Genomic DNA, 15,429 nt, shown 5'->3' with positions numbered 1-15,429 from the left:
CGGTGAAGAAGGGCACGGCCTGGGACTACGGCGCCAATCTGTTCGCGCTGTGGGGCATCTCGACGCCGAATTTCTGGCTCGGGATCATGCTGATCTTCCTGTTCTCGATCGAGCTCGGCTGGCTGCCGGCCTCCGGCTACGTGCCGCTCACCGAGAACTGGCGCGCGAGCCTTGCCGCCACCATCATGCCGGCCTTCGTGCTCGGCAACGCGATCTCCGCGATCCTGATGCGGCATACCCGCAGCGCGATGCTCCAGGTGCTGGAAAGCGACTATGTCCGCACCGCGCGCGCCAAGGGCCTGTCGGAGCGCTCCGTCATCCTCAAGCACGCGATGCGCAACGCGCTGACGCCCGTCATCACGCTCGGCGCGCTCGAGCTCGGCACGCTGCTGTCGGGCGCCGTGCTGACCGAGCAGATCTTCTCAATTCCCGGCTTCGGCAAGCTGATCGTCGATGCCGTCTTCAATCGCGACTATGCGGTCGTGCAGGGTGTGGTGCTGGTGACGGCCACCGTCTACATCACGCTGAACCTCGTCGCGGACGTCGCCTACATCCTCGTCAATCCGCGGCTGCGAGGCTAGCGCCATGACCGACGCCGCGCTGCCCGCCGCCCCCTCCGCCACGCAAGCCTATGAGCTCGACAGCCCGGCGCGCCGCGCGCGGCGGCGGCTGTTCAAGCGCAAGGCCGCCGTATTCGGGCTTGTCGTGATCACGATGTTCATCGCGCTTGCGGTCCTTGCGCCCATCGTCGTGCCCTACGATCCCATCGCGACGAGCTGGAGCCTGGTGCGCAAGCCGCCCACCGCGGCGCATTGGTTCGGCACCGACGAGCTCGGCCGCGACATCCTGAGCCGCGTCGTCTACGGCGCGCGCGCCTCCCTGCTCGCAGGTCTCATCTCGGTCGCGATCGCGCTCGGTATCGGCGTGCCGCTCGGCCTGCTCGCCGGCTATCGCGGCGGCTTTGTCGATGCGCTGATCAGCCGCATCACCGACGCGATGCTGGCCTGCCCGTTCCTGATCCTGGCGATCGCACTCGCCGCGTTCCTCGGTCCGAGCCTCGGCAATGCCATGATCGCAATCGGCATCTCGGCAACCCCGATCTTCATCCGCCTCACTCGCGGCCAGGTGCTGAGCGTCAAGGCCGAGGACTATGTCGAGGCCGCGCGAGCGCTCGGCAACCCGCCCTGGCGGATCGCGTTCTCGCACATCCTGCCGAACATCCTGCCAGCGCTGCTGGTGCAGGCGACGCTGTCGATCGCAGTGGCCATCATCGCCGAGGCCGCGCTGTCATTCCTGGGTCTTGGCCAGCAACCGCCGGCGCCGTCCTGGGGCAGTATGCTCTACGCGGCTCAGCGCTTCCTGACCCAGGCGCCGTGGATGGCGATCTGGCCGGGGCTTGCGATCTTCCTCGTGGTGCTGTCGCTGAACCTGCTCGGCGACGGCCTGCGCGACGCGCTCGACCCGAGGCAGCGCTGAAGCTGGATCGGGACCTCCCTTCACCTCTCCACGACGGGGAGAGGTGAAGATCGACCGTCGACGGATCAAATCACCACTTCCCGCATCACGCGGCGGCAATCCATCTCGTATTCGAGGTCGACCACCGGCGGCCGGGCGAAATGCCAGGTCAGGCCGGAGCGCAGCGCGCCGCGGCGGACCAGCTCGTCCACCAGCGCGTGGTGGAAGTCGTGCACCGAATAGGCCTGCACGCCGGTCGTGTCCTGCCAGCCGAAGCCGAAGGCCGCCATCCGGTTTTCCATCTGCGACGTCGTGGTGAAGCGCACCTTCTCGCGCAGCCCTTCCGGGCTGAGGTCGCGGTAGCGCACCGTACGCTCGACATAAGTGCCACTGCCCTCGCGCGCCTCGGCGCCGCCGGCGATGACGAAGCTCGGCGCGCTTGACCGCGTCGGGCGCGTAAAGGAGAACGCATAGAACGACGGCTCGGACGGCGGGTCGATCTCGGGACAGACATTGCTGCGCGCCACCGGATTGGTGGTTCCGTCGAAGATGCCCCATTCGGACAGCGTCTTCACATAGTGCAAATTGAACGCGCGGAAGCCCTCCTCGCTGAAGGCCGCCGGCGAGCGCAGCTCACACGCACAGAACGCGGTCAACGGCCGCCCAGCCTCCTGGATGAACTTTGCGGCCACCGCAAATCCCTCGGCCAGCGGCACCAGGCGGTCGAAGCGGACGCGTTCGATCTCATAGCCCTCATCCGCGGCGGCGCCTGCCGAATACTGGAATACGGACGGAATGAAACGATAATTGCCGGCGGAGAATTCGCGCGTCATGACGGGCTCCTATTCCAGTTGCATGCGAATGCCCTTGGCGCCGTTGAGCAGGCGCTTCAGGTGAAAGCCGGCCAGGGCATCGTCGGCATGCATGCCGACAAGCGCGGCGAAGGCCGGCATGGCTGCGGCATCGCCCGCCTCCATCTTGGCGAAAGCCTCCGAATAGAGCGCCGTCTCCGGCGCTTCGAATTTGTCCGGCAACAACGGCTCGAACGCGCGCAGCGGCTCGCTGCGTCCGCGCAGCATCAGCTCGCCGACGGGGCGTCCCTGAAAATTCTCAGCCGCCTTGGCGACGCTGGCGCTGACGCAGATGCGCGTGCCGAGGTTCTTGTTGGCGGCTTCCAGCCGCGCCGCGATGTTGATGGAGTCGCCATAGGCGGTGTAGTCGAAGAAGCGGTTGCCGCCGAAATTTCCGACCAGTGCCGGCCCGGCGTGAATGCCGATACGAGTGACGCCGAAGCTTACGCCCCTCGCCTTCTGCCGTGCGCAGAAGTCCTGCGCCCAGGCGTCGAGATCATGAGCGCAGGCGACCGCGCGCGTCGCATAGTCAGGCTGATCGCCGGGCGCGTTGAACAGCACCTGGAGTGCGTCGCCGATGATCTTTGCGACCGTCCCCTCATGCGCGAACACGACCTCGGTCATGCCGCCGACATATTCGTTGAGGAGCTGGCCGAGGGTCTCGGGCGGCGCAGTCTCGACGAGCGACGTGAAGCCGGTGATGTCGGTGAAGATGGTCGCGACATCGCGCCACTGCACCTCGATTCCCTCACCCTCGCCGCTAACCGCAAGGCGCTTGGCAAGCTCCGGCGAAAAATGGCGCGACAGTGCGGCATGGGCCCGCTCCGCTTCCATCTGCCGGCGGCGCACCTCGCGCAGCATATCAATATGGCGGATGGTCTTCTGGATCGTGGTTTCCAGGTCGACGAAGTCGATCGGCTTTGTCAGGAAGTCGAATGCGCCGCGGTTCATGGCGGTGCGGATGTTGCTCATGTCGCCATAGGCCGAGACGATGATGGTCGACTTCTTGTCCTCGGCTTCCTGGAGCTTGGCCAGCAGCGACAGCCCGTCCATCCGCGGCATGTTGATGTCGGAGACCACCATGTCGACCTGCGGATGCTGCTCCAGCGACTGCAGCGCCTCGATTCCGTCGCGGGCGAACATCAGCGCGAGCTGCCCATCGCGGATCTGCCTGCGGAATTTCTGCAGGATCAGCGCCTCGAGGTCAGGCTCGTCGTCGACGAAGAGGATAGTCGCGGTCATGCGGCTTGCTCGAGCCTCGTATCGATCTCCTGGCGCAGCAGCGCGAAGTCAATCGGCTTGGTGAGGAGTCCGACGGCGCCCCGCTCAATCGCCTTACGGCGCGTCTCGGCGTCGCCATAGGCCGTGATCATGATGACGGGGACGTCCGGATGCGCGGCACGGACCTTGGGCAACATGTCGAGCCCGCTCATGCCGGGCATGTTGATGTCCGACAGGATCAGGATCAGCGAGGGATCGCGAACCTCGGCGGCGCGCTTGAGCGCATCCGGCGCGGAGGACGCGAACTCCATCTGGAAACGGCCGGCGCGCAACTCGCGCCGGAACTGCTGCCGGAACAACGCCTCGACATCGGGCTCGTCATCCACGACCAGGATGTAAACGTTCAAGTCTTGCCTCCGGGTATGCTGCCTGCGGCCATCGCGCGCGGCAGGGTGATGATGAATTCGGTGAATACACCGGGCGTGGTGTTCACGTCGATGGTGCCGCCGTGCTGTTTCACGACGATGTCATGGCTCATCGAAAGGCCGAGCCCGGTGCCCTCGCCGGCGGGCTTGGTGGTGAAGAACGGATTGAATATCTTCTCCTTCACCTCGGGTGGAATTCCGGTGCCGTTGTCACGGATCCGGATCTCGACCTTGTCGCCGAGGTCCTTCGTTGCCGCGCTCAAGGTGGGCTCGAAGGCGTCTCCGTCCCTCTCCTTGCGCTTGGCGGCTGCGTAGAATCCGTTCGAAATCAGGTTGAGGAAGACGCGCGTGATCTCCTGCGGATAGACGTCCACCATGCCGGCGGCGGGGTCGAAGTCGCGCTGGAGCGTGACGTTGAAGCCGGGCTTTTCAGCGCGGGCGCCGTGATAGGCGAGGTTGAGGCTCTCCTCGACGAGGGCGTTGATCTCGACCACGCGCTGGTCGCCGGAACCTTCGCGCGAATGCAGCAGCATGTTCTTCACGATGGAATCGGCGCGCTTGCCGTGCTGCGCCACCTTTTCGAGGTTGCCCTTGAGCATCCGCGTGAGTTCCTCGACCTCTTCCCTGGTCTTGTCGTCGAGCTTTGCCGATTCCAGCACCTCGTTGAGCTCGTCGATCAGCTCAGCCGACAGCGAGGCGAAGTTGTTGACGAAATTGAGCGGGTTCTTGATCTCGTGGGCAATGCCGGCGGTGAGCTGGCCGAGCGAGGCGAGTTTTTCGGTCTGGACCAGACGGTCCTGCGCAGTGCGCAGCTCATTGAGGGATTGCCGGAGTTGTGCGGTCCGACGCTCGACCTTGTTTTCGAGGTCCGTATATGATTCCTGCAGGCGCGCGCCCATGTCGTTGAATTGGTCCGCGAGCCCCTCGAGCTCGTCGCCGGTCTTGATCGAGATGCGTTGCGAGAAATCGCCGCCGCCCATTCGTTCGGCGCCGCTGCGAAGCGCCTGGATCGGCCCCACCATGCGGCGCGCGAGGAATATCCCGGCGAGCACCGCGAAGATCGACGCCGCCAGCAGCACGATCGCGAGCCGCTGCAACGAGGCATAGAGCGCGGCATAGGCCTCCTCGACCGGCAGCTCGACGAACATGGTCCAGTGCAGCGGCGCGATCGGAGCCGATGCGGTCAGCACCTTCTGCCCCTGGATGTTGCGCGCCTCGGGAAGCGCGTCGGACATGGTGCCGCTTGCGGCCTGCGCAGCGCGCACTTGCGCCAGACTGGACATGTCGGTGTTGCGCAGGACGAGGCTGATGTCGGGATGCGCGATCAGGCGCCCTTCCGGGCCGACCACATAGGCATGACCGTGCTCGCCGACCTTGATCTGGGAGACCACGTCCCAGATCAGCTTGAGATTGACCTCCGCAATGCTGACGCCGGCATCCTTGCGCGCGCCGGTCAGCGCCAGCGTCATGTAGGGCTCGGAGTCACGGCGGAAATAGACCGGTCCGTAATAGACCTTGTGCGCGACCGCCTCGGTGAACTTCGGATCGGCCGACAGGTCGAGCCCGCTGTCGATCGCGTCCATCGCCAGCCGCGAGACCCGCAACCGCTCCTTGCCGGCCGAATCCACCTGGGCAAGCTCGGTGATCGCCGGCACCTGGCGCAGCAGCCGCAGCGCGTCGAACCGGCGCTGCTCGATGGAGCCCGCCGACCAGGGCAGCTGCGTGGTCCAGCCGAGCTGGCTTTCGATCTCCTTGACGAACTGGCCGATCTTGGCCGCCGCCGCCTCGGCCTGCTCGTGCTGGACCCGGATCAGCGATGCCTTGTGCTCACGGTAGTAAAAGAAGACCTCGAACAGCCCGTTGGCGAGCAGCGCGACCGCGACGACCACCACGAACAGCGCGACGTATTTGGCGAACAGCCGGGTCCTGATCCCCTTCTCCGCCGCCACGCCGGGCGCGACGCCATCCGGCGCCGCGCTCGGCAGCGTCCTGGCTTGCGGGGTGTCGGGATGGAGGGAAAGGCTCATCCAGCGGAAACTAGCAAGAAGACCCGACCTTGTCTCTCGCCAGCGCGTCCCAAGGTTGCGGCCGCCGCATCCGGACCCAACGAAAAAGGGCGGCAGCGGACCCGCCGCTGCCGCCCTCCGATTGGCTTGCTTCCCGCCTCAGGTCGGCCGCAGCGCCTTGGTGCCGAGGTCGAGCTCGTTGACCTGCTTGTTCCGCTCGGAGTCCGCCGCCGCGCGATGGTCGGTCGCCAGCACCACGTAGACCGCGGGCAGCACGAACAGCGTGAACAGCGTACCGATCGACATGCCGGCGACGACGACCAGGCCGATCGAGAAGCGGCTGGCCGCGCCCGCGCCGGTCGCGGTCAGCAGCGGGATCAGGCCGGTCACCATCGCGGCCGTCGTCATCAGGATCGGCCGCAGACGGATGCGGGCCGACATCTCGATGGCCGAACGGCGGTCGAGCCGCTCGTTGACCTGGAGCTCGTTGGCGAACTCCACCATCAGGATGCCGTGCTTGGTGATCAGGCCGACCAGGGTGAGCAGACCGACCTGGGTGTAGATGTTCATGGTCGCCACGCCGAAGAACAGCGGAATCAGCGCACCGACGATCGCCATCGGCACCGAGATCATGATCACGAACGGATCACGCAGGCTCTCGAACTGCGCGGCCAGCACCAGGAAGATGATGATCAGCGCAAAACCGAAGGTGATCGCGAGCTGGTTGCCCTCCTGCACGTACTGCCGGCTGTCGGCCAGATAGTCGTGACTGAAGCCCTGCGGCAGCTTCTTGGCCTCGCCTTCGAGGAAGTCGACCGCTGCACCAATGGTCACGCCGGGCATCGGCACGGCCGAGAACGTCGCCGAATTGAGCTGGTTGTAGTGGGTCAGCGAGTTCGGATCGGTCTTGGTCCTGATCGACACCACCGTCGACAGCGGAAGCTGCTGGCCGGTATTGGTGGTCACGTAGTAACCGCCGAGCGATTCCGGCGAGAGTCGCTTGCCGCGGGGCACCTGCGGAATCACCTGGTAGGAGCGGCCCTCGAGATTGAAGCGGTTGATGTAGTTGCCGCCGAGCAGCACCGCGAGCGTAGAGCCGAGGTTCTGCATGTTGACGCCGAGGTCCTGGGCCTTGGTCCGGTCGATCGTCACTTCGACGTTCGGCTGGTTGTAGGCGAGGTCGCTGTCGGAGACGATGAACATGCCGCTCTTGCGCGCGGCGGCCTTCAGCTTCTCCATCTGCTCATAGACCGTCTGGAAGCCGGCGGTGGAGTTGATCACCATCTGCACCGGCAGACCGCCCGGCCCGCCCGGCAGCGGCGGCAGGTTGAAGGCGAAGGCCTGCACGCCCTCGATCTTGGAGAGTTCGGCCTGCACCAGCGGCTTCAGCGCGATCGACGAGCGCTTGCGCTCGTCCCAGGGCTTGAGCAGCATGCCGGCGATGCCGCCCTGCGGACCATTGATGCCGTTCAGCACGAAGCGCAGATCGGTCTCGGGGAATTTCTGGAATTCCTTGTCGAGCTTCTCGCCGTAATAGTCGACATAGTCGATGTTGGCGTATTTCGGCGCCTTGGTCACCGCAAACACGATGCCCTGGTCTTCCTCAGGCGCCAGCTCCTTCGAAGTGTGCATATAGAGGAAGCCGACGAGGCCGAGGATCGTGATCGCGAACAGTCCGGTGATGGCCTTGTAATCGAGCGAGCGGTCGAGCTTGCGCCCGTACCAGCGCGTCATTGCGCCGAACACCCGGTTCACGAGCTTGGCGAAACGGCCTTCTTCGGTGTTCTTGAGCAGTACCGAGCACATCATCGGCGACAGCGTCAGCGCGATCACACCCGACACGATCACCGAGCCGGCGAGCGTGAAAGCGAACTCGCGGAACAGCGAACCGGTGAGGCCGCCGAGGAAGCCGATCGGCGCGTACACCGCGGCCAACGTGATGGTCATGGAGATGACTGGCCCCACGATTTCGCGCGCGCCTTGCAGCGATGCCTGGACCGGCGTCTTCCCTTCCTCCAGATGGCGATGGATGTTCTCCACCACGACGATGGCGTCGTCGACGACGAGACCGATCGCCAGCACCATCGCAAGCAGGGTCAGCAGGTTGAAGCTGAAGCCCAGCGCCAGCATCAGGGTGCAGACGCCGATCATCGACAGCGGGATGGTGACCACCGGGATGATGACCGAGCGGAGCGAGGCCAGGAACAGGAAGATCACCACGATCACGATGATCACGGCTTCGCCCAGCGTCTTCTCCACCTCGTCGATCGAGGACTGAATGAATTTGGTCGAGTCGTAGGCGACCTTCATCTTCATCGACGGCGGCAGATTGCGCTCGAGCTCGGGGAACAGCGCGCGCACGCCCTTGACCAGGGTCAGCGGGTTGCCCTGCGGCGTTGCCTGCACACCGATGAAAATCGCGTGCTCGCCGTTGAAGGCGACGCTGGCATCCGTGCTCTGGGCCGCAAGCTCGACGGTGGCGATGTCCTCCATCCGGACGAAGCCGCCGTCCTTGGCCTTGACGATCATCTTCTTGAACTGGTTGACGTCGGTCAGGCCCGTGTTCGTCGAGACGTTCGAGACGATCAGGTAGCCCTTGGTCTGGCCCGCCGCGGACTGGAAGTTGTTGGCGGTGATCGCCGCGGCGACGTCCGCCGGCGACACGTTGCGGCCGGCCATCTTCACCGGATCAAGCCACAGCCGCATCGCGAAGGTCTGGCCGCCCAGGATGTCCGCCGAGGCGACGCCGTCGACGGTCGACAGCACCGGTTGCACCACGCGCGTCAGGTAGTCGGAGATCGCCGAGCCCGACAGCTCCTCGGACGAGAAGCCGAGATACATCACGGCCGTGGTCTGGCCCGTGGTCTTGGTGACGATCGGGTCGTTGGATTCCTTCGGGATCAGGTATTTGACCGAATTCGTCTTCGCCAGCACCTCCGTGAGCGCCTGGTTCGGATCGAAGTTCAGCTTGATGTAGACCTGGATCGTCGAGGTGCCGAGCACCGAGGACGAGGTGATGTAGTCGACGCCCTCGGCGGAGGCGACCGCCTGCTCGATCGGCGTGGTGATGAAGCCCTGGATCAGGTCCGCCGACGCGCCGGGATAGACGGTCGTGATGTTGATGACCGTGTTCGACAGTTTTGGATATTGCCGGATCGGCAGCACCATCGCCGCGCGCAGGCCGATCAGCAGGATCAGCAGGCTGACGACGACCGACAGAACCGGGCGCTTGATGAAAATATCGGTAAAGGCCATCGCGGCGATCTCGATTTCTTTGTCTCAAGAAACGTGATCCGGCCGGACCGGATCACGCGAGGATGTTGTCAGTAGCGCGGCGGCTGCGCCGGGATCTGCGGAGCCGGATCGGTCGAAATCGCGACAGCGGCGCCCGATTGCAGCTTGAGCTGGCCGACGGCGACGACCTTGTCGCCCGCCTTCAGGCCCTTGACGATCTCGACGCGGCCCTCGACCCGGTTGCCGGTCTGCACGAAGGTGCGCACCGCGGAGAGGCTGGTCTTGCCGTCCTCTTCCTTCTTCTCGGTGATCACGAACACGGAGTCGCCGTACAGCGTGTAGTCGACCGCCGTTTCCGGAACGGTGATCACCGCCGGCTTGTCCGGCAGCACCACCGTCGTGGTCACGAACATGCCGGGCTTCAGGATCTTCTCGGGATTGGCGATCGTCGCCTGCACGCGGATGTTGCGGGTGTCGGTCGCGATCTGCGGTTCGATCGTGGTGATCTTGCCCTCGAAGGTGCGGCCCGGATAGGCGTCCACCCTCAACCGGACGGTCTGGCCGACCTTGAGGCTGCCGGAATCCTTTTCGGTCACCGTGAAGTTGGCCCACAGCTCCGACAGGTCGGTCAGCGACACGATCGCCGTGCCGGCCGTCAGATACTGGCCGACCTCGACCTTGCGCATGCCGAGATCGCCGGAGAACGGCGCGCGCACCAGCTTCTGCGAAATCAGCGCCTCGGTCTTGGCGATGCCCGCCTGCGCCTGGTCGTAGGCTGCCTGCGCCTGGTCGACCGTCGCCTGCGGACCGAACTGGCGCGAGGCCAGCTGCTTGGCGCGGTCGAGCGAGAGCTGCGCGACGGTCGCCTGCGCCTTGTAATTGGCGAGGTCGCCCTGCTCCGGTGTGTCGAACAGCTGCACCAGCGGCATGCCGGCTTCGACGCGCGTACCCGGCTCGAACTTGATCTCGGTGACGCGGCCGTTGACGTCGGCGCTGACGTCGACCTGGTGCACGGCGACGAGGCTGCCGACCGCGGTGAGCAGATTCGGCACCACCTCCGACTTCGCCTCTGCAGCGCTGACTGCCGTCGGCGGCGGCTTGTTGTTGGCGAAGAACTGCTTGATCATCTGGCCACGGAAATAATTGAACCAGACGAGACCACCGACGAGCACGGCAAGCAGCGTGCCGACGATGATGAACCAGCGTACCGGCCGGACCGGACGCTTGGGAGCCTTGTTGTCGATCGGTTCGCCCGAAATCTTGTGTTCGGCTACGATGTTCATGTCATGCACTTTCTGCAATCGCCGCCTTGCCCGCATCCGCGGCCTGATCGCGGCCCAAATGCGAAGCAATTGCGGCGTCGTTAAGTCCGATACCCCTCAGGAGAAACTCACACAGCTGCCGCTCGAGATCTGCAGCCCTGCCGTAAGCGAGGCAAGGCGCAGGCGGCAGCCTGGTCAGCGCAGCCATCATCACCGAGTGATGCGCAAACCAGAACAGGTTGAGCGGATCGCCGCTGAATGGCCGCGCGTCGCCGCTGGCAACCGCCCGCTCGAGCGAGGCGACGAAGACCGCCCCGATCAGCTTCTCGATCTTGGCATATAGCAGACGGGCGAATTCGCCATCATCCAAATGACTCGTGGCCATCAGTCGCAGGCGTTGCGCTTCTTCCTGGTCGGGGCCATCGGCGATGTGGAGGAAGTGCTGAACCATGCCGCGGATCAGCTCGACCAGGGCCGCCGTCGACGGCTCGCGCTCGAGCAGCTCCATCAAGGCCGGGTCCGCCTCGCATTCGTCGCTGAGGATTTCGGCGTACAGCGCCGCCTTGGACGGGAAATGCTTGAACAGCAGCGCCTCGGAAATGGCAGCGGCGGCCGCCACGCTCTTCGTCGTGGTGCCGTTATATCCGTGACGGGCAAAGCAGCGTTTCGCGGCACCGAGGATCAATTGACGCCTCAGGTCGCTCGTCATACGCAATGAGCTCATACTAGTGAGTAAGCACTCACCCACGCAAAAGTCAAGCACTATACTGCACCGCAACCTGAATGCGGTGATGGAATTAGTAGAAGCAGGTCAAAACTGCACGGCCCGCGTGCAGGGCGTCTGCGGAATGTGGCAGAATCGCCAGCTAGATCGGCTGGAAGCCGAGGTCGGCGCGAATCCGGTTCAGGATGTAGGTCCCGTCCCGCGTCGGCAGAATTCGCTCCAGATTGGCGCTGTCGATCTTCACATTGGCAAATCGCGGGCCCGCCGAGACGTCATGAACGGCTTTGGCGAAGGCCTCGACCTCGGCCATGGTCGAGATCGCGCAGGCGTCCTTGATGCCGCAGGCCCTGGCGACGCCGACGAGATCGGCAGCGGCCGAGGTGTGGCTGGTCTGGCCTCCGGTCTCGCCATAGGCCTCGTTGTCGAGCACCGCGATCGAGAGGTTGGCCGGCTTCTGCAGGCCGATGGTGGCAAGGCTGCCAAGACCCATCAGCATCTCGCCGTCGCCGGTGATGACCAGCACCGGCAGTTTCGGCTGCGCCAGCGCGAGACCCAAACCGATCATCGCGGCGCCGCCCATGCCGCCCCAGAGATAGAAGTTGCGGGCATGGTCGCCGGCCGCGCACATGTCGTTGGTGGAGGCACCTAAGCCGCCGATCGCGACCACATCCTTGCGGTTCGCCAGCAGGGTGGAGACCACCTGGCGGCGGTCGAGGAGATTGGCCTTGCTCATTTGGTGAAAACCTTGGCGCCGATCAGGCGCTGCGACAGGAGGACGGCGGTGGGCGTGAGCGCGTTGTAGGCCTGGGCTGCGGCCGCCTCGAGCACTGCCGGCACCTCGGCGGCTTGCGAGGCACGCAGCACCTGGACGCCCGACAGCTCAAACACGCCTTGCGTGGTCGATCCCATCGGCACCTGCCACGGATTGAACTCGCCCCACTCGCCGCGCATGGTCACGAGCGTGAGGAATGGAAAGCGCAGGATCGGAATCAGCGACAGCATGTTGATGCAATTGCCGACGCCGCTCGACTGCATCAGCAAGACGCCGCGCTGGCCGCCGGCCCAGGCGCCGGCAAGAAGCGCGACGCCCTCTTCCTCCGTCGTCAGCGCAATGCCGCGCATGGTGGAGGAGTCCAGCACGCGCTGGATCAGTTTCGAATGACCGGCATCGGGCACGTACGGGACCTGCCGGACGTCGAAGCGTTGCAAGGTCGCGAAAATATCGTCGGGCCAGTTCGGCACCGTGTCGGCAGAGTCAGCGCGTGCGTGCATTTTCCTGTCCGGTCGGCTAGCAAGATGCGAGGACTGTAGACGCATGCATGCGCCGACCAGAACAACAAAAACGGCATAACGGCTTTAACCGGCGAGTATAACGGGATGAACGCAGATGCGAAGGAATTGGCGGCCAGGTTCGACCTCGAGAAGCTGACGCCTGAATTTTACGACAATCCCTATCCGACTTATCGTGCACTGCGGGAGAACGAGCCGGTCAAGCGCCTGCCGAATGGCACGGTGTTCCTCACCCGCTACGACGATCTCGTCACCACCTACAAGAACACGAAATCGTTCAGCTCGGACAAGAAGCGGGAGTTCGCGCCGAAATACGGCGACACCCCGCTCTACGAGCACCACACCACCAGCCTCGTCTTCAACGACCCGCCCTCGCACACCCGTGTGCGCCGCCTGATCATGGGCGCGCTGTCGCCGCGCGCGATCGCGGGGATGGAGAGCGATCTCATCAAGCTGGTCGATGGCCTGCTCGACGCCATCGCGGCCAAGGGTGCTTGCGAGCTGATCGAGGATTTCGCCGCATCGATTCCCATCGAGGTGATCGGCAATCTGCTCGACGTGCCCCACGACGAACGCGGACCGCTGCGCGACTGGTCGCTGGCGATCCTCGGCGCGCTCGAACCTGTGGTGTCACCTGACGTCGCCGCGCGCGGCAACAAGGCGGTGACGGATTTCCTCGCCTATCTCGAAACGCTGGTGGCGCGGCGGCGCGTAAAACCGGGCAATCCGGAGCGCGACGTGCTGACGCGTCTTATCCAAGGAGAAGGTAACGGCGAGGACAATGGCGAGCGGCTGACGGAGAAGGAGCTGCTACACAACTGCATCTTCCTGCTCAATGCCGGCCACGAGACCACCACCAACCTGATCGGCAACGGCCTCGTCGCACTCGACCGCAATCCGGACCAGAAGCAGCGCCTGATCGACGACCCGGACCTGATCAAGACCGCGGTCGAGGAGATGCTGCGCTACGAGAGCTCGAACCAGCTCGGCAACCGCATGACGGCAGAACGAGTCGAACTCGGCGGCGTCATGCTCGAGGCCGGCACGTCGGTGACGCTGTGCATCGGGGCCGCCAACCGCGACCCCGCGCAGTTTCCCGACCCTGAGCGCTTCGACATCGCGCGGACGCCGAACCGGCATCTCGCCTTCGCCACCGGCGCGCATCAATGCGCCGGCATGGCGCTCGCGCGGCTGGAAGGGGCCATTGCGATCTCGCGCTTCCTGGCGCGCTTTCCGAACTATGCCGTCAGCGGCCAGCCGGTGCGGGGCGGACGGGTGCGGTTCCGCGGCTTCCTGAGCGTGCCCTGCGCGCTTGGCTGAGGGCCCTCCAACCAAAAATGTCGAAAACAACCCCATGCACAGTAGAGGCTGGCCCCGCGAGCGACACAATGTGATTCCGCACAACCAACTGACGTTTCGGGCAAATCGGGCCGCGCCACGCCACCGGCGCATGGAGGCTTCCAAGGCGGCAGGTTGATACCCAGATCACGTTGAAGGCCTGCGCAGTCGGTTGACGCGGCGCGCGCAGCAATGGAGTGACGGCAGATGAGCTCGTCGGTCATTGATTTCATCGCAACGGAAGCACGGTTTGGGGCCCAAAATTACGCGCCGATCGGGGTCGTCCTGTCGCGCGGCGAAGGTGTCTGGGTCTGGGATACCGACGGCAACCGTTATCTCGATTGCCTCTCGGCCTATTCGGCGGTCAGCCAGGGCCACTGCCACCCCAAGATCCTGGCGGCGATGGTCGAACAGGCGCACAGGCTGACGCTGACCTCGCGGGCCTTCCACAACGACCAGCTCGCTCTGTTCTACGAGGAGATCGCCGCGCTCACCGGTTCCCACAAGGTGCTGCCGATGAACAGCGGCGCGGAGGCGGTCGAAAGCGCGATCAAGGCGGTCCGCAAATGGGGCTATGAGGTGAAAGGCGTGCCGGACGGCCAGGCCGAGATCATCGTCTGCGCCAACAATTTCCACGGACGCACGCTGGGCATCGTCGGCTTTTCGACCGACCCCGAGACACATGGACACTTCGGGCCGTTCGCCCCGGGCTTCAGGATCATCCCGTTCGGCGACGCCGCGGCCCTGGAGGCGGCCATCACCCCGAACACGGTCGCCTTTCTGGTCGAGCCGATCCAGGGCGAAGCCGGCGTCGTCATTCCTCCCGCCGGCTACTTCACCGAGGTGCGCGAGCTCTGCACCGCCAACAACGTGATGCTGGTGCTCGACGAGATCCAGACCGGGCTCGGCCGCACCGGCAAGCTGCTCGCCGAACAGCACGAGGGGATAGAGGCGGACGTGACGCTGCTCGGCAAGGCCCTGTCCGGCGGCTTCTATCCGGTGTCGGCCGTGCTCTCGAACAACGATGTACTCGGAACTTTGCGACCCGGGCAGCATGGTTCGACCTTCGGCGGCAACCCGCTTGCATGCGCCGTGGCGCGCGCGGCGATGCGCGTGCTGGTCGAGGAAGGCATGATCGAGAATGCGGCGAGGCAAGGCGCGCGCTTTCTGGAAGGCTTGAAGGACATTCGCGCCAATACCATCCGCGAGGTGCGCGGGCGCGGCCTGATGCTGGCGGTCGAGCTGCATCCCGAGGCTGGCCGCGCTCGCCGCTACTGCGAGGCGCTCCAGGGCAAGGGCATCCTCGCCAAGGATACCCATGAGCAAACGATCCGCATCGCTCCGCCGCTGGTGATCACAAGCGACCAGGTCGACTGGGCGCTGGAGCGGCTCTCCACCACCCTGACGCAGGATTTCTCCTGAGACTGCCTGCGTCGGAAGATCGCAATGCCGGCCGTGGCCGACAACGAACGATTCCGCCAGCCGTGCGTTGAACGTCGTGGGCGATTACGAGCTGGGAGCCACGATCATGCTTCCGCGTGGCGTTTGCCTTAGGGCTGTTTTGGTTAGTGTCTCGATGCTGGCGGCGAGCACAAGTGCGTTCGCCCAAGGACCCGGCCAGGG

At 64.9% G+C, this 15,429-nt stretch carries 13 protein-coding genes; 4 read left to right on the top strand and 9 right to left on the bottom strand.

All coding sequences use genetic code 11. From position 1 onward, the window contains the following. Together A5906_RS44540 and A5906_RS17380 are read left to right on the top strand one after the other, a co-directional pair. The coding region (locus tag A5906_RS44540) for an ABC transporter permease (protein WP_245326769.1) at positions 1 to 581 on the top strand (581 nt) is incomplete at its 5' end. A gap of 4 nt (positions 582 to 585) precedes the next feature. Next, complete coding sequence (locus A5906_RS17380; RefSeq protein ID WP_080136615.1) at positions 586 to 1,476, top strand: ABC transporter permease; 891 nt, start codon at positions 586 to 588, stop codon at positions 1,474 to 1,476. 65 nt (positions 1,477 to 1,541) lie between these two features. On the opposite strand, the gene cnbZ is transcribed toward A5906_RS17380, so the two are convergent. The 9 genes from cnbZ to A5906_RS17335 all read right to left on the bottom strand — a co-directional run bounded on the left by cnbZ (position 1,542) and on the right by A5906_RS17335 (position 12,450). Beyond that, positions 1,542 to 2,288, bottom strand: coding sequence for a 2-amino-5-chloromuconate deaminase CnbZ (gene cnbZ, locus A5906_RS17375; protein WP_080136614.1), 747 nt, complete (start codon positions 2,286 to 2,288; stop codon positions 1,542 to 1,544). Between the two features lie 9 nt (positions 2,289 to 2,297). Continuing rightward, entirely contained in the window at positions 2,298 to 3,548 is a 1,251-nt protein-coding gene (locus A5906_RS17370; protein ID WP_080136613.1) for an adenylate/guanylate cyclase domain-containing protein, read from the bottom strand. Then, complete coding sequence (locus tag A5906_RS17365; protein ID WP_018315558.1) at positions 3,545 to 3,934, bottom strand: response regulator; 390 nt, start codon at positions 3,932 to 3,934, stop codon at positions 3,545 to 3,547. The genes A5906_RS17370 and A5906_RS17365 overlap by 4 nt, the downstream gene beginning before the upstream one ends. Then, positions 3,931 to 5,979, bottom strand: a complete 2,049-nt coding sequence (locus tag A5906_RS17360) for a sensor histidine kinase (RefSeq protein WP_080136612.1) — start codon at positions 5,977 to 5,979, stop codon at positions 3,931 to 3,933. The genes A5906_RS17365 and A5906_RS17360 overlap by 4 nt, the downstream gene beginning before the upstream one ends. 138 nt (positions 5,980 to 6,117) lie before the next feature. After that, positions 6,118 to 9,213: a MexW/MexI family multidrug efflux RND transporter permease subunit gene (locus A5906_RS17355; protein WP_080136611.1), complete on the bottom strand. Its 3,096-nt coding sequence runs from the start codon at positions 9,211 to 9,213 to the stop codon at positions 6,118 to 6,120. A 68-nt stretch (positions 9,214 to 9,281) separates the two neighbouring features. Further along, complete coding sequence (locus A5906_RS17350) at positions 9,282 to 10,475, bottom strand: efflux RND transporter periplasmic adaptor subunit (RefSeq protein ID WP_080136610.1); 1,194 nt, start codon at positions 10,473 to 10,475, stop codon at positions 9,282 to 9,284. Between the two features lies 1 nt (position 10,476). Continuing rightward, positions 10,477 to 11,178, bottom strand: a complete 702-nt coding sequence (locus tag A5906_RS17345; RefSeq protein ID WP_080136609.1) for a TetR/AcrR family transcriptional regulator — start codon at positions 11,176 to 11,178, stop codon at positions 10,477 to 10,479. A gap of 142 nt (positions 11,179 to 11,320) precedes the next feature. Further along, on the bottom strand, positions 11,321 to 11,911 hold the full coding sequence (locus tag A5906_RS17340; RefSeq protein ID WP_080136608.1) for a thiamine pyrophosphate-dependent enzyme: 591 nt from the start codon (positions 11,909 to 11,911) through the stop codon (positions 11,321 to 11,323). After that, positions 11,908 to 12,450 (bottom strand): phosphonopyruvate decarboxylase, encoded by a 543-nt coding sequence (locus tag A5906_RS17335; RefSeq protein ID WP_080136607.1) that lies wholly within the window; start codon positions 12,448 to 12,450, stop codon positions 11,908 to 11,910. The genes A5906_RS17340 and A5906_RS17335 overlap by 4 nt, the downstream gene beginning before the upstream one ends. Before the next feature lie 105 nt (positions 12,451 to 12,555). On the opposite strand from A5906_RS17335, the gene A5906_RS17330 reads away from it, so the two are divergent. Continuing rightward, positions 12,556 to 13,788, top strand: coding sequence for a cytochrome P450 (locus A5906_RS17330; RefSeq protein WP_080136606.1), 1,233 nt, complete (start codon positions 12,556 to 12,558; stop codon positions 13,786 to 13,788). A 225-nt stretch (positions 13,789 to 14,013) separates the two neighbouring features. Continuing rightward, on the top strand, positions 14,014 to 15,228 hold the full coding sequence (gene rocD, locus A5906_RS17325; RefSeq protein WP_080136605.1) for an ornithine--oxo-acid transaminase: 1,215 nt from the start codon (positions 14,014 to 14,016) through the stop codon (positions 15,226 to 15,228). The last annotated feature ends 201 nt before the right edge of the window (positions 15,229 to 15,429 follow it).

This window comes from Bradyrhizobium sacchari, assembly GCF_002068095.1.
GTDB lineage: Bacteria > Pseudomonadota > Alphaproteobacteria > Rhizobiales > Xanthobacteraceae > Bradyrhizobium > Bradyrhizobium sacchari.
Note: the sequence above shows the minus strand (reverse complement) of the source record. Positions and strands in the feature narration are given on the sequence as shown.

What these genes read in the sequence shown, in the direction of transcription:
- A5906_RS17350 (WP_080136610.1), bottom strand. Translation starts at nt 10,475, where the DNA reads ATGAACATCGTAGCCGAACACAAGATTTCGGGCGAACCGATCGACAAC.
- cnbZ (WP_080136614.1), bottom strand. Translation starts at nt 2,288, where the DNA reads ATGACGCGCGAATTCTCCGCCGGCAATTATCGTTTCATTCCGTCCGTA.
- A5906_RS17340 (WP_080136608.1), bottom strand. Translation starts at nt 11,911, where the DNA reads ATGAGCAAGGCCAATCTCCTCGACCGCCGCCAGGTGGTCTCCACCCTG.
- rocD (WP_080136605.1), top strand. Translation starts at nt 14,014, where the DNA reads ATGAGCTCGTCGGTCATTGATTTCATCGCAACGGAAGCACGGTTTGGG.
- A5906_RS17330 (WP_080136606.1), top strand. Translation starts at nt 12,556, where the DNA reads ATGAACGCAGATGCGAAGGAATTGGCGGCCAGGTTCGACCTCGAGAAG.
- A5906_RS17355 (WP_080136611.1), bottom strand. Translation starts at nt 9,213, where the DNA reads ATGGCCTTTACCGATATTTTCATCAAGCGCCCGGTTCTGTCGGTCGTC.
- A5906_RS17370 (WP_080136613.1), bottom strand. Translation starts at nt 3,548, where the DNA reads ATGACCGCGACTATCCTCTTCGTCGACGACGAGCCTGACCTCGAGGCG.
- A5906_RS17345 (WP_080136609.1), bottom strand. Translation starts at nt 11,178, where the DNA reads ATGAGCTCATTGCGTATGACGAGCGACCTGAGGCGTCAATTGATCCTC.
- A5906_RS17360 (WP_080136612.1), bottom strand. Translation starts at nt 5,979, where the DNA reads ATGAGCCTTTCCCTCCATCCCGACACCCCGCAAGCCAGGACGCTGCCG.
- A5906_RS17335 (WP_080136607.1), bottom strand. Translation starts at nt 12,450, where the DNA reads ATGCACGCACGCGCTGACTCTGCCGACACGGTGCCGAACTGGCCCGAC.
- A5906_RS17380 (WP_080136615.1), top strand. Translation starts at nt 586, where the DNA reads ATGACCGACGCCGCGCTGCCCGCCGCCCCCTCCGCCACGCAAGCCTAT.